General features: G+C 67.0%; 18 protein-coding genes and 1 pseudogene. 11 read left to right on the plus strand and 8 right to left on the minus strand.

Going from position 1 to position 20688, the window contains the following annotated elements; all coding sequences use genetic code 11:
- Window positions 1–70: 70 nt before the first annotated feature.
- Window positions 71–1051, minus strand: a pseudogene (locus tag G6N37_RS20525) (sigma-70 family RNA polymerase sigma factor); the annotation flags it as partial.
- Between the two features lie 120 nt (window positions 1052–1171).
- On the opposite strand from G6N37_RS20525, the gene G6N37_RS20530 reads away from it, so the two are divergent.
- Together G6N37_RS20530 and G6N37_RS20535 are read left to right on the plus strand one after the other, a co-directional pair.
- A complete protein-coding gene (locus G6N37_RS20530; protein ID WP_163683266.1) occupies window positions 1172–1936 on the plus strand; it encodes an SDR family oxidoreductase in 765 nt (254 codons plus the stop codon).
- Between the two features lie 30 nt (window positions 1937–1966).
- Window positions 1967–2704, plus strand: coding sequence for a DUF899 domain-containing protein (locus tag G6N37_RS20535; RefSeq protein WP_163683268.1), 738 nt, complete (start codon window positions 1967–1969; stop codon window positions 2702–2704).
- A 101-nt stretch (window positions 2705–2805) separates the two neighbouring features.
- Here the strand turns inward: G6N37_RS20535 and G6N37_RS20540 are convergent, their stop codons facing one another.
- Both G6N37_RS20540 and G6N37_RS20545 read right to left on the minus strand, forming a co-directional pair.
- Window positions 2806–3030, minus strand: a complete 225-nt coding sequence (locus G6N37_RS20540) for a hypothetical protein (RefSeq protein ID WP_174813859.1) — start codon at window positions 3028–3030, stop codon at window positions 2806–2808.
- Between the two features lie 59 nt (window positions 3031–3089).
- Window positions 3090–3437, minus strand: coding sequence for a nuclear transport factor 2 family protein (locus tag G6N37_RS20545; protein WP_163685317.1), 348 nt, complete (start codon window positions 3435–3437; stop codon window positions 3090–3092).
- A 102-nt stretch (window positions 3438–3539) separates the two neighbouring features.
- Between G6N37_RS20545 and G6N37_RS20550 the strand changes: the two genes are divergently transcribed.
- The gene (locus tag G6N37_RS20550; protein WP_163683270.1) at window positions 3540–4406 is read left to right on the plus strand and encodes a rhomboid family intramembrane serine protease; all 867 of its coding nucleotides are present in this window, start codon (window positions 3540–3542) and stop codon (window positions 4404–4406) included.
- Complete coding sequence (locus G6N37_RS20555; protein WP_163683272.1) at window positions 4403–4864, plus strand: SRPBCC family protein; 462 nt, start codon at window positions 4403–4405, stop codon at window positions 4862–4864. Before G6N37_RS20550 ends, G6N37_RS20555 begins: the two co-directional genes overlap by 4 nt.
- A gap of 24 nt (window positions 4865–4888) precedes the next feature.
- On the opposite strand, the gene G6N37_RS20560 is transcribed toward G6N37_RS20555, so the two are convergent.
- From G6N37_RS20560 to G6N37_RS20580, 5 genes are read right to left on the minus strand one after another with little or no spacing between them, the layout of a single operon-like run.
- Window positions 4889–6049 (minus strand): NDMA-dependent alcohol dehydrogenase, encoded by a 1161-nt coding sequence (locus G6N37_RS20560; protein ID WP_264066772.1) that lies wholly within the window; start codon window positions 6047–6049, stop codon window positions 4889–4891.
- A 19-nt stretch (window positions 6050–6068) separates the two neighbouring features.
- Entirely contained in the window at window positions 6069–6851 is a 783-nt protein-coding gene (locus G6N37_RS20565) for an SDR family NAD(P)-dependent oxidoreductase (RefSeq protein ID WP_163683274.1), read from the minus strand.
- The gene (locus G6N37_RS20570) at window positions 6844–8463 is read right to left on the minus strand and encodes an AMP-binding protein (RefSeq protein ID WP_372514731.1); all 1620 of its coding nucleotides are present in this window, start codon (window positions 8461–8463) and stop codon (window positions 6844–6846) included. Before G6N37_RS20570 ends, G6N37_RS20565 begins: the two co-directional genes overlap by 8 nt.
- Before the next feature lie 10 nt (window positions 8464–8473).
- Entirely contained in the window at window positions 8474–9229 is a 756-nt protein-coding gene (locus G6N37_RS20575) for a GntR family transcriptional regulator (RefSeq protein ID WP_163683275.1), read from the minus strand.
- The gene (locus G6N37_RS20580; RefSeq protein WP_163683276.1) at window positions 9229–10860 is read right to left on the minus strand and encodes an SMP-30/gluconolactonase/LRE family protein; all 1632 of its coding nucleotides are present in this window, start codon (window positions 10858–10860) and stop codon (window positions 9229–9231) included. The genes G6N37_RS20575 and G6N37_RS20580 overlap by 1 nt, the downstream gene beginning before the upstream one ends.
- Before the next feature lie 214 nt (window positions 10861–11074).
- Between G6N37_RS20580 and G6N37_RS20585 the strand changes: the two genes are divergently transcribed.
- The 7 genes from G6N37_RS20585 to G6N37_RS20615 are packed head-to-tail and all read left to right on the plus strand — an operon-like array spanning window position 11075 to window position 20486.
- The gene (locus G6N37_RS20585) at window positions 11075–11920 is read left to right on the plus strand and encodes an SDR family NAD(P)-dependent oxidoreductase (RefSeq protein ID WP_163683277.1); all 846 of its coding nucleotides are present in this window, start codon (window positions 11075–11077) and stop codon (window positions 11918–11920) included.
- A complete protein-coding gene (locus G6N37_RS20590) occupies window positions 11920–13320 on the plus strand; it encodes an aromatic ring-hydroxylating oxygenase subunit alpha (protein WP_163683278.1) in 1401 nt (466 codons plus the stop codon). The genes G6N37_RS20585 and G6N37_RS20590 overlap by 1 nt, the downstream gene beginning before the upstream one ends.
- Entirely contained in the window at window positions 13317–15164 is a 1848-nt protein-coding gene (locus tag G6N37_RS20595) for a flavin-containing monooxygenase (protein ID WP_163683279.1), read from the plus strand. The genes G6N37_RS20590 and G6N37_RS20595 overlap by 4 nt, the downstream gene beginning before the upstream one ends.
- On the plus strand, window positions 15161–16129 hold the full coding sequence (locus G6N37_RS20600) for an SDR family NAD(P)-dependent oxidoreductase (protein ID WP_163683280.1): 969 nt from the start codon (window positions 15161–15163) through the stop codon (window positions 16127–16129). The genes G6N37_RS20595 and G6N37_RS20600 overlap by 4 nt, the downstream gene beginning before the upstream one ends.
- A 13-nt stretch (window positions 16130–16142) precedes the next feature.
- Window positions 16143–17297, plus strand: a complete 1155-nt coding sequence (locus G6N37_RS20605) for a CaiB/BaiF CoA transferase family protein (protein WP_163685323.1) — start codon at window positions 16143–16145, stop codon at window positions 17295–17297.
- A 44-nt stretch (window positions 17298–17341) separates the two neighbouring features.
- A complete protein-coding gene (locus tag G6N37_RS20610; protein WP_163685325.1) occupies window positions 17342–19048 on the plus strand; it encodes a thiamine pyrophosphate-binding protein in 1707 nt (568 codons plus the stop codon).
- Between the two features lie 16 nt (window positions 19049–19064).
- Entirely contained in the window at window positions 19065–20486 is a 1422-nt protein-coding gene (locus G6N37_RS20615; protein ID WP_163683281.1) for an aldehyde dehydrogenase family protein, read from the plus strand.
- The last annotated feature ends 202 nt before the right edge of the window (window positions 20487–20688 follow it).

The following is a 20688-nucleotide window of genomic DNA, read 5'->3' on the forward strand; positions in this document are numbered from 1 at the left end:
GCACCGGCGACTCCGGCGGTCGGGCCTTCCTTGGGTAACCGGAGGTGCGGTCGCTGCCCCTGCGCACAGGTTACCGGCTGGAGGGGAAACCGAACTTGCCGAACAGGCCGGGGTCCAGGAAGACCGTGACGGTGGCGACCCCGTCGGGACCTGTGGTGAGGACGTGGATGGAGTGGGCCCGCATCGTCCCGTCGGCGGCCCGGCGGTACTCGGCGACCGCCGGTTGTGCGTTCGCGGACGTCGGGATCATCGCGATGTCACCCGGCTTGGCGAACGCACGCGCGGACAGGAACCGCAGGACCGGTTCGCGGCCGGTGAACCAGATAGGCAGGGGCGGCATTTCGAGTTTCACATCCGCTTGCAGCAGCGCCGTGAGGGCGGCCATGTCCGCGTTTTCGAATGCCGCGCAGTAACGGTCGAGCAGTTCACGGCGCGCGGCGTCGTCGGGCTCGGACAGTTCTTCCTCGTCCGGGGAGATCTCGGCGAGGCGGGCCCGCGCGCGCTGCAGTGAGCTGTTGACCGCGGCCGGCGTCGTCTCGAGCAGCTCGGCCACCTCCGCGGCGCTGAACTGGACCACGTCGCGCAGGATGAGCACCGCTCGCTGGCGGGCGGGTAGCTCCTGCATGGCGGTCATCACGGCGAGCCGCAGGCTCTGCCGCGCGGTGACGTCGTCCTCCGGTGTCGGCATCAGCGAGTCCGGGATGGGCTCCAGCCACTCGTGCGCGCCGCCGACCGCGTCGAGGCTGGCGTCCGGGTCGACCGATCCGTCGCCGAGCCCGGCCGGCAGGACGCGGCGGCCCCGGTTCTGCAGGGCCCGCAGGCATGCGGTCGTCGCGATGCGGTAGAGCCACGTTCGCAATGCCGCGCGTTCCTCGAACCGCTGATAGCCGCGCCAGCCGTTGAGGTAGGTCTCCTGGACGAGGTCCTCGGCATCGTGCACCGACCCGAGCATGCGGTAACAGTGCGCGATCAGCTCCGCGCGAAACGGCGCTGCCTGCGCGATGAAATCCTCCCTCGCCGGCATGGCTTCTCCTGTCTCGGCTGCGACCGAACGCTACTCCAATACAGAGACGGCGGGCCGGGGAAATTCATCGGTCCGCGAGCGATGAATCCGCGCACCGCGACGCATCTCAATTAGTGAACGCACACCCCAGTGAGAGCGAGGACGAACATGAACCAGCCCAAGAGCACGGCCGGCCTGGCCGGCACCACGGCCATCGTCACCGGGGCGAGCCGCGGATTCGGCCGCGCGATCGCCGGCGCCCTGGCGGGGGCCGGCGCCCAGGTGGTCGGTGTCGCGCGCACCCGATCCGGTCTCGACGCAGCGCGCGACGAGCTGGGCGACGGCTTCGTCCCGGTCGCCGCCGACGCCGCCGACCCCGCGACGGCGCAGCGGCTCATCGACGAATACCGGCCGCAGACCCTGGTATTGAGCGCCGGTGCGGCGCCCCACATGAGCCCGCTGCAGGAGCAGAGCTGGGACAGCTTCAGCCAGAACTGGAATGTGGATGTGGCGCAAGCCTTTCACTGGTCCCGCCACGCGCTGCGACGTCCGCTGGCGCCGGGCAGCTCGGTGATCGTGATGTCCAGCGGCGCCGCCGTGGCGGGGTCGCCGCTCAGTGGCGGCTACGCGGGGGCGAAGGCGGCGGTCAGGTTCATCGCCAGCTACGCGGCCGTCGAATCGCTGCGGGCCGGGCTCGGGATCCGCTTCGTGTCCGTCCTGCCCCGGCTGACGCCGGCCACCGACCTCGGCGCCCGGGCCGTCGCGGCGTATGCCGAACGGCAAGGGGTCGACGTCGAGGCATTCGTGCGGGCGAGTGGGCCCGCGCTCAGCCCGGAACAGGTCGGCCGGTCGGTCCTGGCGATCGCCGAGGGTGAGCCCGACGGCGGCGAGGCCTACCTGCTCACCTCGACGGGCCTGTCGGCGGTGGCCTGAAGTCAGCGAAACCATAAGGAGGACAACGCCATGAAGACACCACCCATCGTGTCGGCCCAGGACTGGGCCGCCGCGCGCGAACGGCTGCTGGTGAAGGAGAAGGAGGTGATGCGAGCCCACGATGCCCTCGCGGCAGCGCGGCGCCGGATGCCGTGGCTGGCCGTCGACAAGGAGTACGCGTTCGAGGGGCCCGGGGGCAGGGTGAACCTGCTGGAGCTGTTCGCGGGCCGGCGTCAGCTGATCGTGTACCGCGCCTTCTTCTCGCCGGGCGTGGACGGCTGGCCCGACCACGCCTGCCGCGGCTGCTCGATGATCGCCGACCACGTCGGGCACCTCGCCCACCTGAACGCCCGCGACACCACCCTGGTGTTCGCCTCGCGGGCGGCCCAGCCCGACATCGCGCGGCTGAAGGCGCGAATGGGTTGGCAGGTGCCCTGGTTCACGCTGACCGACGATTTCGACGCCGATTTCGGCGTGGACCAATGGCACGGCACCAACGCCTTCATTCACGACGGTGAGCGCGTGTACCGGACGTATTTCATCAACAACCGCGGCGACGAAGCGCTGGGCAACACCTGGAGCTACCTCGACATGACCGCGCTCGGGCGCCAGGAGAATTGGGAGGACTCGCCGGACGGGTACCCGCAGACCCCGCCGTACGAGTGGTGGGAATGGCACGACGCATACGGCGAGCGCGCCCCGTCGCGGTGGTTCGGCGAGCCCGATCCCGACGACCCGAACGACCCGCGTCCGCCGCGCGGCGGCTAAATCGGGTCGAAGCGCATTTGGCTTTTGCGGCCCCGAATAACACGAATGCGCGGTAGCCGTACAACGGCTACGCGCGCAATATTCGGCTGAGTGAATTCGGGCTATAAAATTCGGTGGTTCGCCCTGTTGACGTGGTAGCCCGCCGGGAACGACTTCTCGATGACCTGCAGCTGGTGGTCCACCCTGGACTCGAGCTCGAGGACGACGCAACTGTCGCCGACGGTCTTCGATTCCAGGACTATGTACCGCTGGCCGCAATCCATGATGGGATCACCTGAGTGCAATGTTTCGACGGGCACCAATTCCGGGGTTCCGTTTGATTCCACCCATCACACGCTAGGTCAAACTCGCGGGTGAGGGAATAGTTTCCGGGCGACCCCGGGCGTCACTGCGCCCCAGGCTGCTTGAAGAACACGCTGACGCGAGAGATCCGGCCGTCGTCGGCGCCCTCGAACAGGATGCACTCCGGCCAGACCTTGGTGACCCCGTCGATCTCGAACGCCTCGGTCAGCTCGACGTAGGACAGCCGGGTGTTCACGTGTGAAACCCGCTGCACCTCCAGCCGGTGGCCGGCCAAATTGGTCAGGACCTTGCGCAGGTAGGCGACATAGTGCTGCTTGCCCTCGACGACGTCGCAGAACGGGCCCTCCCGCACCAGGCCTTCGTCGGCGATCGTTGCGGCAAGACCGTCCCAGTCGTGCGCGGCCAGGCACTCCAGATAGCGCTCGACCATTCCCGGCTCGCTCACCCCCACCACAGTAGGCGACCGATCAGCCGCAAAACAGCTTTGCTAAAGCGCCGCGCCGGGCCCGGCGGTGCGGGCGAGAATGGGGCGATGAGCGCACCGAGCCCACCCGATTCGCCGCCCGCCGCCCCGAGTTGCTATCGGCATCCGGGCCGGCCGACGTACGTCCGCTGCAACCGTTGTGAGCGCTACATCTGCGGGGACTGCATGCGCAGCGCCGCGGTCGGTCAGCAGTGCGTGGAGTGCGTGCGGGCGGGCGCCCGGACCATCCGGCAACCGCGGACCCGCTTCGGCGGGCGCCAGCGCACGGACACGCCGGTGCTCACCTACGCCCTGATCGCGATCAACGTGCTGGCCTTCGTGCTGCAGATGGCCTCGGGGAATCTGGAGAAGCAACTCGCGCTGTGGCCGCCGGCGGTCGCCGACGGCCAGTTCTACCGCTTGGTGACGTCGGCGTTCCTGCATTACGGGGCGACGCATCTGCTCTTCAACATGTGGGCCCTGTATGTGGTCGGTCCGCCACTCGAAATGTGGTTGGGCCGCCTGCGTTTCGGCGCGCTCTACGCACTGAGCGGGCTGGGCGGTTCGGTGTTGGTCTATCTGATTTCGCCGCTCGACACGGCGACGGCGGGCGCCTCGGGTGCCATCTTCGGTTTGTTCGGCGCCACCTTCGTGGTAGGCAAGCGGCTGGCCTTCGACATCCGCTGGGTGGTGGCGGTGATCGCGATCAACCTGGTCTTCACCTTCCTGGTGCCGTTGATCAGTTCGCAACGCATCAGCTGGCAGGCGCACCTGGGTGGGTTGGTCACTGGTGCGCTGGTCGCCGCGGCCTACGTTTATCCGCCAAGGGAGCGCCGCAACGCGATCCAGGCCGCGGTGACGGTCATCGTTTCGATGGTGTTCGCCGTGCTGGTCTGGTGGCGCACGGGCCAGCTGCTCGCGGAGTTCTCCGCATGAGCTGGTGGCTCGCCCACGCCGAACACACGCTGACCGAGGACGTGCCCGCACCCCCGGCAGAGGTCCGCGACTTCTATGTGGACCTGGGCAACATCAAACTCGTCCACCCACTGATCGTGTCCGTGGAGTCGTTGTCACACAGCCAAACCCCGGACGGTGTCGTCCACAGCTACCGCGTGCGGGACCGGATCCCGTTGGGGCCGTTCACCCTCAACAACACCTACCGGGCGAGGGTGTGGGTGCCGGTGTCCGGTGACGTGCTGACCGAGGCCGACCAGTCCCCGGGGGTCCACCTGCGCGGGACGGTCAGCTTCGAGCCCATCCCGGCGGGCACGCGGGTCACCGAACGCATCCGGATAGCCGCGCCCCGGCCGCTGGCCCGGATCACCACACGCGAAGCGGTCAAGGCGCACGTTGCGATGCTGGCCGGTATCCGCCGCCGCTTCGAGGACGGATGAGCGGCGCGGCTTCCACCCCGAGCTTCACCGGTCCGCGAAGTCGATGATTCCGCGAATGTTGCGGCCCTCACGCAGGTCCACGAACGCCTCGTTGATCTGCTCCAGCCGGTAGTGGCGGGTGACCAGCTCGTCGAGTTTCAATGCGCCCGCCTGATACATCGACAACAGCAACGGCACGCTCGTGCGCGGATTCATCCCGCCGTAGAGCGCTCCCTTGAGTTGTTTGGAGGACAGCACCATCTCCTGCAAGATCAGCGGAACCACAGGCTCGGTATAGGGGGTGATGCCGGTGACCACGCATGTCCCGCCCTTGCGAAGCAGCCTCATGGCCAACGGGATCAAGTCCACGTGCACAACGCCGGCGGTCACGATGACGCGGTCGGCCATCACGCCGGCGGTGATGTCGGCCACCAGCGGTATCGACTCCTCGGCGGAGACGGCACTGTGTGTGGCGCCGAAGATCTTGGCCGAATCCCGCTTGGAATCAACCGGATCCACTGCAACGACATAGGTTGCGCCGGCCGCGCGGGCCCCTTGCAGCGCATTCATTCCGACACCACCGGTACCGATGACGACGACCGTGTCACCGGGCTCGGTGCCCGCCGAAATCGTTGCGGAGCCCCAGCCGGTGCTGACTCCGCACGACACGAGTGAGGCGGCGTGAAAGGGGATCGCGTCGTCGATCTTGATGACGGACCTTTCCGTCAGCACCGCATATTCGGCGAATGTGCCGAGTTGACCGTAAGCCATCAGGTTTTCGTCGCCGAGATGCCGCCGGCACGTTCCGTCGGTGGGCATCTCCCTCGAGAACAAACTCGCGCCGGCGTCACAGATGTAGCTCTGACCGTTCACGCAGAACCGGCAATTGCCGCACGCGGGAATGAACGACATCGCGACGCGGTCCCCGGGCTGCACCGTCGTGACGCCCGGCCCGATCTCTTCGATGACACCCGCGCCCTCGTGCCCACCGAGCATCGGGAACCAGTCCGGCTCAGGGATACCGGTGGAGGCCCGCACCTCGGGGGTGGGCAACACGTCGCCGGTGACGAGGTGATCGTCGGAGTGGCAGATGCCGGCAACGGCCATCCGTACCAGGACTTCACCGGCGTGGGGCGGATCGAGATCGACCTCGCGGACCTCCCAGTCCTCACCGACCCCGCGCAGCACTGCGGCACGACACTTCATTGCGACCTCCTTGGCAGATTCACCGCGCGATCCACTCCGACGTCAACGCGAACTCCGACAGATACTTCGTCGAACTCCATCCGCCGTCGACGACGATCGTTTGGCCGTTGATGAAACTTCCGCCCGGCGAACACAGGAAGGCGACGGTGCTGGCGATGTCGTCGATGCGGCCCAACCGCTGATGCGGGGTCATCTCGGTGTTGATCTTGCGGAATCGCTCATCCTGCAAGCGCTTCTCGACCATCGGCGTGACCGTCACCCCCGGCGCGACGGCGTTGCAGCGGATTCCGGACGCGCCGTACTGGCAGGCGATGTGCGTGGTCAGCGCGGTCAGCCCGCCCTTGGCGGCGGAGTAGGCGCCGCCGCGCAGGCCACCGATCACCGCGAAAGTCGATGTGACATTGATGATTGCCGACCCGGGCGCCATGTGGGGCAGCACCTCGCGCGCGAGCCGAAACGGTGCCCGCAGCATCAAATCCAGGAAGTAGTCGAGGGTCTCGTCGTCGGTTTCGTGCAGCGGCTTGGGGCTGCCCACCCCGGCGTTGTTGATCAGGAAGTCGATGTGACCCCATCGATCGACCGCGAGGTCCACGATGCGTCGCGGCGCGTCGTCGTCGGTCAGGTCTACCGCAAGTGTCGCAACGCGATCCGGATCGTTGATGACCTTTTCCAGCTCGGCCAGCCGATCGCGGTCGCGGCCCGTGCCCACGACCGCCATGCCCATCTCGGCGAGCTTGGCGGCGCATCCCAAGCCGATACCGCTGCTCGCTCCCGTGACGATTGCGACCTGCATATCACCCATCCCGTGTCTGCGCCGGTGTTAAAGCCGCTCGGATCCGATGTTTGAGTACCTTGCCCGCGTCATTCTTCGGCAGGGCATCCCAGATCACGACCTGTTCGGGTGCCTTGAATTTGGCAACGCCCTTGCTCACCAGCAGCGCAAGCAGGCTCGCGACGTCCGGGCTCGCCGCACCCGCGGGGACGATCACGGCACAGGCCCGCTCTCCGGTGCGCTCGTCGGGCAGGCCGACGACCGCGATTTCGGCGATGTCCGGATGGTCGGCCAGCAGGTCCTCGACCTCCTTGGCCGAGATGTTCTCGCCACTGCGGATGATGACGTCCTTGGCCCGGCCGGTCACGACGAGGTACTGGCCATCGACCCAGCGCCCCAGGTCGCCGGTGCGGAAAAAGCCTGCGGCGTCGAAAGAGTCGGCGCCGTCCTCGGGGTGACGGTAACCCAGCAGCATCTGGGGGCCGCGCACACAGATCTCTGCGTCCCCGGCGGGGGCGGCGTCGTGCGCGACGAGCTTGATCTCGGCGATTCCCGGCCTGCCGTCGGTGTCCGCCGCGGAACTGGCTTCGTCCGGCCGCGGTGCGCCGACGGTCGCGACGGGCACTTCGGTGCAGCCGTAGACGCGGGTGACCACCGCATGCTCGAAATACTTCGCGGCGCGGCGGATCAGCGACGGCGATACCGACGCGCCGCCGCAGATGAACACCTTCAAGTTGGGCAGACGGGTGGCGGCGCGCTCGGCAGCGGACAGCAGCTGCTGCAGAAACGGTGTGGCCCCGGCCATGTGGGTGCACCGTTCGGAGTTCATCAATGCGACCGCCTCCGACGCCTCCCATCGGTCCATGAGCACCGCGGTGGTGCCCAACAACAGCGGGCACTCGAACGCGTATATCGAGCCGCCGATATGGGCGACCGGCGACGGGACCAGGAACGTGTCGCCCGGGGCGATCATCCAGTGGTCACGGAGCTGACAGATCAGGGCGTGTATCGAATTATGCGTGTGCAGAATCCCTTTCGGGCGGCTGGTGGTGCCGGATGTGTAGAGGATCATCCGCACGGAGTCGGGATCCAACGCCGGAAGCGGCGCGGCGTCCGGCGGCGGCTGCAGCAGGGCCCGGTAGGGTATGTGCGAATCGGCTTGCCTGGTTTCAGGGCCGCGCAGCACCACCACCGCCGGCGCCGGGCTCATCGCGGCCGTCACGCGTTCGAGCATCGCCGCGTAGTCGTGCCCGCCGTATTGCTGCGGAACGAAAATCATTGCGGTATCGGCGTCTTCGAGAATGAAGCGCAGGTCGTGGTCGCGCAGCGACGGCAGGATCGGGTTCACCACCATTCCGGCCAGTGTCGCAGCCAGATAGATGACGGCGGATTCGTGCCAGTTCGGCAGCATGAACGACACGACGCTGCCCGCCGGCATCCGCGCCACCAAAGCGGTGGCCAGCGCGCCGGCCTGTGCGTACAGCGTGGCGCAATCCAGCCGGAATTCCTTGTCGACCACGAGGGTCCGCCCGGGCGACCGCTCTGCGGCCGTGCGCAGCGAATCCGCCAGCGTGGTGTGCACCCACAGCCCGCGCCGATACGCGTCCGACGCATGGGCCGTGTCCTGCGGTGCCCGGGTGATCACCACGACCTCATCTCGGGTGGCCTTGCCCGTCCACGCGACGCATGGTCATCGCGTACCGAAACCCCGACGACAGGTGGGTGTTGATCGTCACCTGGGCCACCTCGCCGTCGGAGGTCGTGTAGGTGCGCCGCATCTGCAGCGCGGCCGTCCCCGGTTGGGCGCCGAGGCCGTCGGCAAGCTCCGGCGAGAGCAGGACGGCGGCGATCTCCTGGTGCAACTGGGCGACGCTCACCCCGAACAGATCCTCGATCAACGGAAATATCGGACCGGCATGGCGTTGCAGCAGCCTGCCGACCGCGGCGAAACTCCGGCTGATGTAGTACTCCGTTCGGCATATCGGCACCGACGCGCCGTCGGCTTGCCGGTAGCCGCGGACCGACAGCCACTGGGTGCCGACCTCGAGCCCGGTCCGTGCGGCCAGGTCGTCGTCGATCGTCACCATCGCGTTGGATTCGATCGTCAGCTGCGCGCCGGCCGCGAACGCCAGCAGGTCGTCAATCGACATCGCATCTTGGGCATAGGAACTCGACGCCGGCCGGGGCACCACCCGGGTGCCCGCCCGCGGCCGGGACGCGACCAGGTTGTCTTCGCGCAGCCGGCGCAGCGCCTCGCGGACGGTGTAGCGGCTCACCGCGAAGCGCTCGCACAGCTGGTGCTCGGTCGGCAGCTGCGAGCCCACCGGATAAACCCCGTCGACGATCTCCTTACGCAGGGTGCGCGCAATCTGCAGGTAGCGGTGATCGCCCGCGATGGCCGGCGCCATCAGCCGCCGTCCCGTGTCGGGCGCAGGGCCAGCACGCTGCCCTCGCCGTCGGCCGAGACGTACAGCGTCCCGTCGGCCGCGGCGGCGATGCCGGCGAAGGGGCCCTGCGGTCCGGAGAACGGTGGCATCCCGCGCAGCGGCTTCGGCGTCACACCCGGCGGGGGACCGACCGGCAGCCCGGACGCGATCGTGTGGCGCGTATTGCTGGTCAGATCGAAACCGATCAGCTCCTTGGCGCCGGCGTCCACGATGTAGAGCACGCCGCCGTGGACCAGAATGCCTTGCGGGCGGTGCAGATCCGGGACAACCGTGTCGGCCCCCGACCGGTGCACCCGGATCACCCGTCCGGCTCCGGCCTCGGCGACCAGACACGCCCCGTCGGCATCGATCGCCACGCCGACCGGCTCACACAGATCGCGCGCCAGCACCTCGAACCCGCCCGACTTCAGCGACAACACCCTTCCGGTGCCCAACTCCGCGACGACCACACCGCCGGGACTCACGGCGACACCGTAGAGCTGGTCGAAACCGTCCGCCAGCACGTCGCTTTCGCTCGCCTCCGGCCGGTAGCGGCTCACCTGACCACCGGAGGTCGTGACGATGAACTCTCCGGGTCCGCTCGTCGCGACGCCGCGCAGGAATCCCGGATAGCCGGGGCTGAACAGCATTCCAGCGGTGTGCAGGGAGCCATCAGGCAGCGCGACGTAGAAGTACGTGCCGTCGGCGACGTAGAGCCGCCCGTCGTGGCCGACCGCCAGGTCCATCGGCCAGTTGAGTCCGCCCGCCAACACGGATCGCGCGGTGCCGTCCGGCGATAACTGGGTGATCTCGCCGGTGAAGTTGGAGACGAACAGCTGATCGCCGACGAAAGTGCAATTGTCCAGCCCCGGATTCAACTGGGCGAGCACCCGCCGTTCGCCACTGCGAGGGTCGATGCGCAGTACCTGCCCGCTTGCCACTTGCGTCGAGACGATGTAGCCCTGCGCGTCGAATTTGACCGAGTCGGGCACACCGAGGTCGCCCGCGACACGCTGCGGGTCTCCGCCGTCCGGGTCGACGCGCCAAATCTCGTTGGCGCCCATCACCGGGAAGTACAACAGGCCGTCCGGCCCGACTTCCATCGCGTTCGGTGAAGGCACGTTCTCCACGAGCACCGTTGGTGGCCCGCCCGCCAGGTGGAATTCCATCAGCCGGCCACCCTCACGGCATTCGCCGACGAACAACCGGCCTTGATGGAAGGTGATGCCGTTGGCCGACGGAACGTCGTCGCGCAACACCTTCGTTCGACCGCTGGTGTCGAGCACGCTGACCCGGCCGTCCATCACCTCGGTGGCGTACAGGTTGCCGCTCGCGTCGAACGCGATGTCGTCGGGCGCCACGATGTCGCCGCCCCTGGGGCTGGTCGTCACCAGTTCACCGGTGCGGGGATCCAGCGCGCTGATCTGGCTGCCGGTCACCTGGGCGATGTAGATGCGACCGTCCGGGCCGGTGCGCAAACCGTTGGCGCCGAACAGGCGACTGGGCGCGGTGACCCGCTCGAGGTCCCAGCCCGGTGCGACATCGATCGGGGGCGCCCCATTCGATGGGGCGTACCGCGAGGGCTGCGTGGAGATGGCCCGCGAAATGGACATGCTCGCCGAGGTCCTTCCGTCAGCCGGTTGGGCTGGACGTTATCAACTCCTACTAGTCCAGACAATAGCTACGAAAGCCACGCGGATGGACCTTGACAGCGAACTCCACCGATCGGAATAGTGTTCTCCAAACGGCAGAATGAGATATTTTGTCCGGACAAAGCGGAGAGTAGGTCTCGAACGTCGACCACGTTCGAGGCAGGGAAAGCAGGTCATGGACGATCTCCTCGCGCTCGACGGTCGCGTCGTGGTCGTTTCCGGCGCCGGCGGGGGCGGCATCGGCACGACAGTTGCCGCCATGACCGCCCGGGCCGGAGCCACGGTGATCGCGGTGAGCCGGTCGAAGGACAACCTCGACGAGCACATCGCTCCGCTGGCAGGGCAGGGGCTGGCCGTGGTGGCGGTCGCGGCCGACGCATCAACCGACGAGGGCATCGCCGCGGTGATCGACCAGGCGCGACGGGCCGAGGGCACCCTCTACGGTCTCGTCAACGTCGCCGGCGGTGCCGAGCCGTCCACCTGGATGCCGTCGACCCGGGTGACGCGCAGCGACTGGCGCAAGATCTTCGCCGACAACCTCGAAACGGCGTTCTTCATGAGCCAGGCCGTGGCGAGTGAACTCGTCGCGCAGGGACAGCCGGGATCGATCGTGTCGATCTCCTCGATCAGCGGCATGAACACCGCGCCGTTTCACATCGCCTACGGGACGGCCAAGGCGGCGATCGCGGCGATGACCCGGACCATGGCCCTCGAGTTGGCGCTGGCGGGAATCCGGGTCAATGCCGTGGCGCCCGGCGTCACCGAGACGGCCGCCTCGCGGACCTACGTGGGCGAGGACCCCGAGCGGGACCGGCAGGCGATCGCGATGGGACGGCGTGGGCGACCCGAGGAGCAGGCCGGCGCCGTCCTCTTCCTGCTCTCGGAGATGTCGAGCTACATCACCGGCCAGACGCTGCTCGTCGACGGCGGCCTGGACCTCAAGTGGAGCCACCTCGGACCCGACAACACGTCGCTGTTCTTGCATGACGAATCCTTCCGCACGGCGATCAGGAGGATGTGATGACCGATCTGGCCAAGGGCGTGAATACCGCAGCGGCCGAGGAACTGTCGAAACCGATGACGATCGGCGTCGAGGCCTACATCTCCGAGGACTACGCCCGCGCCGAGCGGGACAAGCTGTGGCGCAGGGTCTGGCAGCAGGTCGGCCGCGTCGAGGAGTTGCCCGACGTCGGCAGTTACCTGACTTACGACATTCTCGACGACTCGATCATCGTGGTGCGCACCGGCGATCACGAGTTTCACGCGCACCACAACGTGTGCATGCACCGCGGCCGCCGGCTGATCGACACACCCGAGGGCGCCAAGAATGCCTGCGGGCGCACCCGAAAGTCGTTCGTCTGCGGATTCCACGGCTGGACTTACGGTTTGGACGGCGCATGCACTCACATCCGCGAACAACAGGACTGGCAGGAGGCGCTCACACCGGACAACACCCACCTCCGACCGGTCAGGGTCGACACCTGGGGCGGCTGGTTGTGGATCAACATGGACCCCGACTGCGAACCGCTGGCCGATTACCTGTTCCCCGCCGCGAAGATCCTCGACCCGTTCGGCCTGGAGAACATGCGCTACAAATGGCGCAAGTGGCTGTCCTTCGACTGCAACTGGAAGGTCGCCCTGGAGGCCTTCAACGAGACCTACCACGTCTACACCACGCACCCCGAGTTCAATAAGTTCGGCGAATTCAAGGGCTGGGCCAAGGTGCAGGGCAGGCACAGCAACATCGGTTATGACGCCCCGGACGATCTCGCGGCGACCAAGTCCAAGATCCGTCTCGGAACCGGCGCCGATCCCCGCGTGTCAACCGCGCAGATGCAGATCTACACGATGGAGGAAACCAACACCTCCACCACAGAGACACTGGTGAACGCCGCCAAGCGGTTGGTCGACGAACTGCCCGAGGGCACACCGGCCGACAAGGTCCTCGAGCACTGGCTGGCATCCGCGCGCCGCGACGACGAAGCCCGCGGCGTGATCTGGCCGACGATTCCGTCCGACATCCTCGGCCAGGCGGGCACCGCGTGGCAGATCTTCCCGAACTTCCAGATCGGTCAAGGTTTGACGGTGGCGCTGTGCTACAGCGCACGTCCGGACCCTGGCTACAACCCGGACAAGTGCATCTTCGAGGTTTCGGTCTTCGAGCTCTACCCGAAAGGTGAAGAACCACAGACAGAGTGGGAGTACACGCCGGTAGGTGACCCCAGGTGGCGGTCGGTACTACCGCAGGACTTTTCCAACATGGCCGCCGTGCAGCAGGGCATGAAGTCCCTCGGCTTCCCGGGAACCAAGCCCAATCCGTACCGCGAGCGCAGCACCGTCAATCTGCACCATCAACTGTCGAAATACATGGGTGTCGGTGAGCCCCGAGAACTTTGTGGTGAGGAGCCCCCGCTGGCATGACCGGGTACCCAGACGAGTGCGGACCGACGCAGACGCCCGATGACATCGACATCGAGGCGCTGCGTGAGAAGTACCGGCAGGAACGCGAGAAGCGCCTGCGCAAAGAGGGTTCCAAACAGTACATCGAGCTCGAGGACGATTTCGCCGGCTACTACGAGGTCGACCCGTATACGCCGGTGATACCTCGAGAACCGATCAACGAGGACATCGACGTCGCGGTACTCGGCGGCGGCTTCGGCGGCCTGCTGTCGGCGGCCCACCTGAAGAAGGCGGGCGTCGATGATGTGCGGATCATCGAGCTCGGCGGCGACTTCGGCGGCGTCTGGTATTGGAACCGGTATCCCGGCATCCAATGCGACAACGAATCCTACTGCTATATACCGCTTCTCGAAGAGCTCGATTTCATGCCGTCGAAGAAGTTCGCCGACGGTGCGGAGATCTACCAGCACTGCCGCAACATCGGCAAGCATTTCGGCCTCTACGACTCTGCGATCTTCTCCACTCAGGTGCGCGAGCTGCGCTGGGACCAGGAGATCAAGCGCTGGCGGATCAGCACCAACCGCGACGACGACATCCGCGCCCGGTTCGTGGTGCTGGCGTCGGGGCCCTTCCACCGGCCGAAATTGCCCGGCATCCCGGACATCAAAGTGTATGGCGGACACAGCTTTCATTCGTCGCGGTGGGATTATGACTACACCGGAGGCGACGCCACCGGGGGGTTGCACAAGCTGGCGGACAAGCGCGTCGCGGTGGTCGGCACGGGTGCCACGGGTATCCAGATCGTGCCCTTCCTCGCGCGCGACGCCCGACATCTCTACGTGTTCCAGCGCACCCCTTCGACCGTCGACGCGCGCAACAACAAACCGACCGATCCGGAATGGGTCAAGACGCTGCGGCCGGGCTGGCAGCGGGAGCGCCAGCGCAACTTCCACTCGTGGACGTTCGAGGGCATGGCACTGGGCCAGCCGGATCTGGTGTGCGACTTCTGGACCGAGCTCGGGCGCAACACCGCGGCACGGGTACTCGCCCTGGACGACCCCGCGTCGCTGACCCCCGAGCAGTTCATGGCGATCCGGGAGGAAGAGGACTACAAGATCATGGAGCGGCTCCGGCGCCGCATCGACAGCCTGATCAACGATGAGGCGACCGCCGAAGCGCTCAAGCCTTATTACCGCTTCCTGTGTAAGCGCCCCTGCTCCAACGACGATTATCTGGCGAGTTTCAACCGTCCGAATGTGACACTGGTCGACGTGTCCTCGAGCAAGGGCGTCGAGCGGGCCACCGAAAAGGGTTTGGTCGCAAACGGTGTCGAGTACGAGGTCGACTGCATCATCTACGCCAGTGGCTTCGAGATCACCACCGAGATCAGCCGCCGCTACTCGATAGAGACGATCGAAGGCCGCGACGGACTGTCCCTGTTCGACTACTGGCACGACGGATACCAGACGCTGCACGGGATGACCAGCCGTGGCTTCCCGAACCAGTTCTATACCGGTTTCACCCAGGTCGGCATTTCTGCGAACATCGCCGCCAACTATGAGCTGCAAGGCGAGCACATCGCCTACATCATCGCCGAAGCGTTGAGACGGGGCGCGACCACGGTGGAGCCGAGCGAGGCGGCGCAGCGACAGTGGTGCTCGACGATCCGGGAAACCGCGGTCGACAATTCGGCGTTCGACGCCCAGTGCACGCCGGGCTATTACAACAACGAAGGCGGCGGCGGGGGAGAAGGAATCCGGTCGCACCTGGGCGAGCCCTACGGTCCCGGCTTCTACGCCTTCGAAGAGTTGTTGCAGGTGTGGCGCGACAGGGGCGAGCTGGAAGGGTTGGTGCTCGGCACTTGAGCGAAGCCCACTCAGCGCTACTGCGATTCGACGACCGCGTTGCCGTGGTGACGGGAGCCGGCCGCGGATTGGGCCGTGCGTACGCGCGACTGCTGGCCTCGCGCGGGGCGAAGGTGGTCGTCAACGACGCCGGCGGCGGGATCGACGGCGAAGGGGCCGATGCCGGTCCGGCCGAGGAGGTGGTCGGCGAGATCACGGCGGCCGGGGGCCAGGCTGTCGCGTGTGGCGCGTCGGTGGCGACCCGCGAAGGCGGCGAGGCGATCATCCGGACCGCGCTCGAGCACTACGGCGGCATCGACATCTTGATTCACAACGCCGGAAACGTCCGCCGTGGCTCGCTGAAGGAGATGAGCTACGAGGACTTCGACGCCGTGCTCGGCGTGCATTTGCGTGGCGCGTTCCACGTGCTGCGGCCGGCGTTTCCGCTGATGTGCGAGGCGGGATACGGGCGCATCGTGCTGACGTCGTCGATCGGCGGCCTGTACGGAAACCAGGGCGTGGCCAACTACGCGGCCGCCAAGGCGGGCGTGATCGGGTTGTCCAATGTCGCGGCGCTCGAAGGCGCCGCAGACGGTGTGCGGTGCAATGTGATCGTGCCCGCCGCGGTGACGCGGATGGCCGCCGGCATCGATACTTCGGCGTACCCGCCGATGGGTCCGGAACTCGTCGCACCCGTCGTGGGCTGGCTTGCGCACGAATCCTGTTCGGTGACCGGTGAATTGTTCATCGCGCTGGCGGGTCGCGTCGCGCGGGCAGTCATCGCGGAGAGTCCCGGCGTCTGCCGGTCGTCGTGGACGGTCGAGGACGTCGGCAGCCATTTGGATGCGATCCGATACCTCGAGGCGCCACTGATTTTTCCGGTCGTCCCGGACGGACATGACCAGCACATCCGCTACAGCTTCGAGCTGGCTCAGAGGTCTAACGAACTACATGGCTCGAACGATCAGGGAGCGCTCCATGGCTAGCCCGACGGGCCCGATGGCCGGTGTGCGCGTGATTGATCTCACCGCGATGGTGATGGGACCGTACTGCACGCAGATCATGGCCGACATGGGCGCCGACGTGATCAAAGTCGAGCCCCCGCAAGGGGATAACACCCGCTACATCTCGGTTGGCCCGGCGCCCGGCATGAGCGGGGTATTCGTCAATGTCAACCGCGGCAAGCGCAGCATCGTGCTGGACCTGCGGACCGACGCCGGAACGCGTGCGTTGCACGCCCTCGTTGAGACCGCCGACGTGTTCATCCACTCGATGCGCGCCAAGGCGATCGCCAAGCTCGGCTTCGGCTACGACGACGTCGCCGCACGGAATCCCGCGATCATCTACACCAATTGCTACGGGTACGGGCGACGCGGGCCCGATCGCGACCGCCCCGCCTACGACGACACGATTCAAGCCGAGTGCGGGTTGCCGGCAGTGCAGCAGCAGTTGACCGGCGAGGCCGATTACGTCGGCACCATCATGGCCGACAAGATCGCCGGGCTGACGGCGCTGTACGCGACGACGATGGCGTTGTTTCACCGCGAGCGCACGGGCCAGGGACAAGAGGTCGAGGTCGCCATGTTCGAAACCATGGCCTCGTTCATGCTCGTCGAACACGCCAACGGCGCCCTGTTCGACCCGCCGCTGGGGCCCGCGGTGTACCCGCGCACCGTGGCGCCCAACCGGCGCCCGTACCGCACCAGCGACGGCTACATCTCCGCGTTGATCTATAACGACAAGCATTGGCACGCCTTCATGACGGCCGTGCAGCCACCGTGGGCCAGCGACCTGTACTCGACGCTGGAACAGCGCGCCAGCGAAATCGACACCGTGTACGGGCTGGTGGCCGAGACGATGAAGGAGCGGACCACCGCCGAGTGGCTGGCGCTGCTGCGGGAACTGGAGATACCGGCCGCGCCACTGAACACTCCCGGGGAACTATTCGACGATCCGCATCTCAACGCCGTCGGCATGTTCGAGACGGTGGACACCCCGCACGGACCGGTGCGCTTCCCGGGCGTACCCACGTGGTTCTCGCGGACGCCGGGTCGCGTCGCGGGGCCGGCGCCAGAGCTCGGCGCCCACACCCGCGAAATCCTCGACGAGCTGGGCTTGACCGTCGACATGGGTCCGGTGTCCGGTTCGGGCTAGCGCCTACTCAACGAAACGTCATGCAACTGAAGGAGTTCCCGACCATGCCCGTCCCCGTCTACAAACGCATTCTCGACCTGTTCGAGGCCGAGGGCGTGAACACGCTGTTCGGCATCCCGGACCCGAACTTCGTGCACATGTTCGCCGAGGCCGACGCTCGCGGGTGGTCGGTGGTCGCGCCGCACCACGAACTCAGCGCGGGATTCATGGCCGAGGCGGCGTCACGGATGACGGGTAAGCCCGGCCTGTGCATCGGCACGCTCGGTCCGGGCATGGCCAACATGGCCGGTGCGATCCAGTGCGCGCTCGTGGAGAACTCGCCGGTGATCTTCCTCGGCGGCCAGCGCGCCCGCATCACCGAGCGCCGGGTCCGGCGCGGACGCATCCAGTTCGTCCAGCAGGAGCCGCTTGTCGCGCCGTCCGTCAAGTACAGCGCATCCATCGAGTACGCCGACCAGACCGACGAGATCATCCACGAGGCGATCCGCCGGGCCATGTCCGGCACCCCGGGCCCGGCCTACATCGAGTACCCGTCGCACGTCATTCTCGAGGAGCTCGACGTGGCGGACCCGCTGCCGCCCAACCGGTACCGGCTCGTCAACCAGACCGCGGGTGAGCGCGAGGTGGCCGAGGCGGCGAAGCTGATCCGGGCGGCGGAGAGCCCGATCCTGTTGGTCGGGCACGGGGTGCACACCTCGCGCACCGGTGCGGCGGTCCGGGAGCTGGCCGACCTCATGGCCTGCCCGGTGATCCAGACCTCCGGCGGCACGTCGTTCATAAGCGGTCTCGAGGACCGCACCTTCGCCTACGGATTCTCGCCGGCGGCCGTCGAGGCGGTGGTGAAGTCCGATCTGTGCGTCGCGCTCGGCACGGAGCTCGGCGAACCGAGCCACTACGGCAGGACCCGCCACTGGGCCGAGAACGACGCAAAACGGAAATGGGTTCTGGTCGAACAGGATCCGATGGCCATCGGCGTCAACCGCCCCATTGACATCCCCCTGGTCGGTGACCTTCGTGGCGTGGTGCCCCAGCTGGTGGAAGCGTTGCGGGACACCCCGCGAAAGGCATCGGTCGATCTCGAACGCTGGATCAAGGCTGACGCGGCGGAGCTGGCGCAGCTCGCCGAGAACGCGCCGACGGGCCGGACCCCGGTACATCCGGCGCGGTTCGTCGTCGAGGCCACTCGGGCTTTTCCGAAGGACGGCATCATGGTCCGTGACGGCGGCGCGACCGTCATCTTCGGTTGGACCTATTCGCAGGCCAAGCCGCGCGACGTCATTTGGAACCAGAACTTCGGCCATCTCGGCACCGGCCTGCCGTACGCGGTCGGAGCGTCGGTGGCCGAGGGCGGTAAGCGCCCGGTGATGCTGCTGACCAGCGATTCAGCGTTCCTCTTCCACATCGCCGAGTTGGAAACCGCTGCGCGGCAGAAACTTCCGCTGGTGTGCGTGGTGGGTGTCGACCACCAGTGGGGCCTCGAGGTGGGCGTCTACAAACGCACCTTCGCCCAGCCGTCGCCGCAGCCCGGCGTGCACTGGAGCAAGGACGTCCGGCTCGACAAGGTCGCCGAGGGCTTCGGCTGCCACGGCGAGTACGTCGAGAAGGAGGACGAGATCGGCCCGGCGATCCAGCGGGCCTACGCTAGCGGCAAGACCGCCGTCGTGCACGTGTGCATCGACCCGAAGGCCAACTCCGAGGAGATGCCCAAGTACGACGAATTCCGCACCTGGTACGCCGAAGGCACCCAATAAGCAATAAGGAGTAGTCATGCGCGAATGCCTCAAGTTCTACATCGACGGGCGCTGGGTAGACCCGGTGCGGCCCAACACCTTCGACGTCGAGAACCCGGCGACCGAGCAGGTCTCGGGGAAGATCTCGCTCGGCTCGGCCGCCGACGTCGACGCGGCGGTCAACGCCGCCCGGCGAGCCTTCGCCGGTTGGTCGCAGAGCACCCGCGAACAGCGCCTGGATCTACTGGAGGCGATCCTCGCCGAATACGGCAGGCGTGCGGACGATCTCGCTGACGCGGTCACCGAGGAGATGGGCGCGCCGCCCTCGCTGGCCGCGGGCCCGCAGGTTCAACTGGGGCTCGGTCACCTGGTGACTGCGATCGACGTGCTGAAGAACTTCCCGTTCTCCGAACAGCACGGGGCGACCCTGATCTCCAAGGAGCCGATCGGCGTCTGCGGGCTGATCACGCCGTGGAACTGGCCGCTGAACCAGATCGCTGTCAAGGTATACCCCGCGCTGGCCACGGGCTGCACGATGATCCTGAAACCGTCTGAGGTCGCACCGTATTCGGCCTACATCTTCACCGAGATTCTGGACGCCGCGGGTGTGCCGGCGGGTGTCTACAACCTTGTCAACGGTGACGGGCCCGGCGTCGGCGTCGCGTTGGCGAGCCATCCCGACGTCGACATGGTCTCCTTCACCGGATCCACGCGCGCCGGGGTCGAGGTCGCCAAGAACGCCGCGCCGACGGTGAAGCGGGTGACACAGGAGCTCGGCGGCAAGAGCCCCAACATCGTGCTCGACGACGCGGGCTTTGCCGACAGCGTTCGCGCCGGCGTGCTCAACATGATGCCCAATTCCGGGCAGAGTTGTAACGCGCCGTCGCGCATGCTGGTCCCGAATACGCGGATGGCCGAGGCCATCGACATCGCGCGTGGGGTGGCCGAACAGGTCAAGGTGGGTAGCCCGGGCGACAAGACCGCGCTCGGACCGGTGGCGTCGAGAGCGCAATTCGAGAAGGTGCAGCGCCTGATCCAGCAGGGCGTCGATGAGGGCGCGACCGTCGTCGCCGGCGGCCCCGGCCGCCCGGCCGGGCTGAACACGGGGTACTACGTCAAGCCGACCGTCTTCGCCCATGTCACCAATGACATGACGATCGCGCGCGAGGAGATCTTCGGTCCGGTGCTGTGCATCCTCGGCTATGACGACATCGACCAGGCCGTGCAGATCGCCAACGACACCGATTACGGTCTGGCCGGCTATGTGTCGGGCGCCGACCTCGACAAGGCACGGGAGGTGGCCCGCAAGATCCGCGCGGGTTGGGTGACGATCAACCATGCGTTCGACATGAACGCGGCGTTCGGCGGCTACAAGCACAGTGGCAACGGCCGAGAGTGGAGCGAGTTCGGGTTCCACGAATACTTGGAGGTCAAGAGCACCCTGGGCTACGCGCCCTGAAAGGCCGCGCCTTGAAGCGCTTGCCCTCGCGTGTCTTCTGCTGAATCCGGCTGCGTCGCAATTAGGCTTGCTCCGATCACGAGGAGGGGCAGCGACGTATCGGCATCAACTTTGGCGCCGGGCGACAGGTCGGTCAGGGCGCGTTAACAGCGGAAACTGAACCGGGCGGGAGGCATCCCGCGCCGGCTCGTCGTGCACCGCG

Source organism: Mycobacterium seoulense, from assembly GCF_010731595.1.
In the GTDB taxonomy this organism is placed as follows: Bacteria; Actinomycetota; Actinomycetes; order Mycobacteriales; family Mycobacteriaceae; genus Mycobacterium; species Mycobacterium seoulense.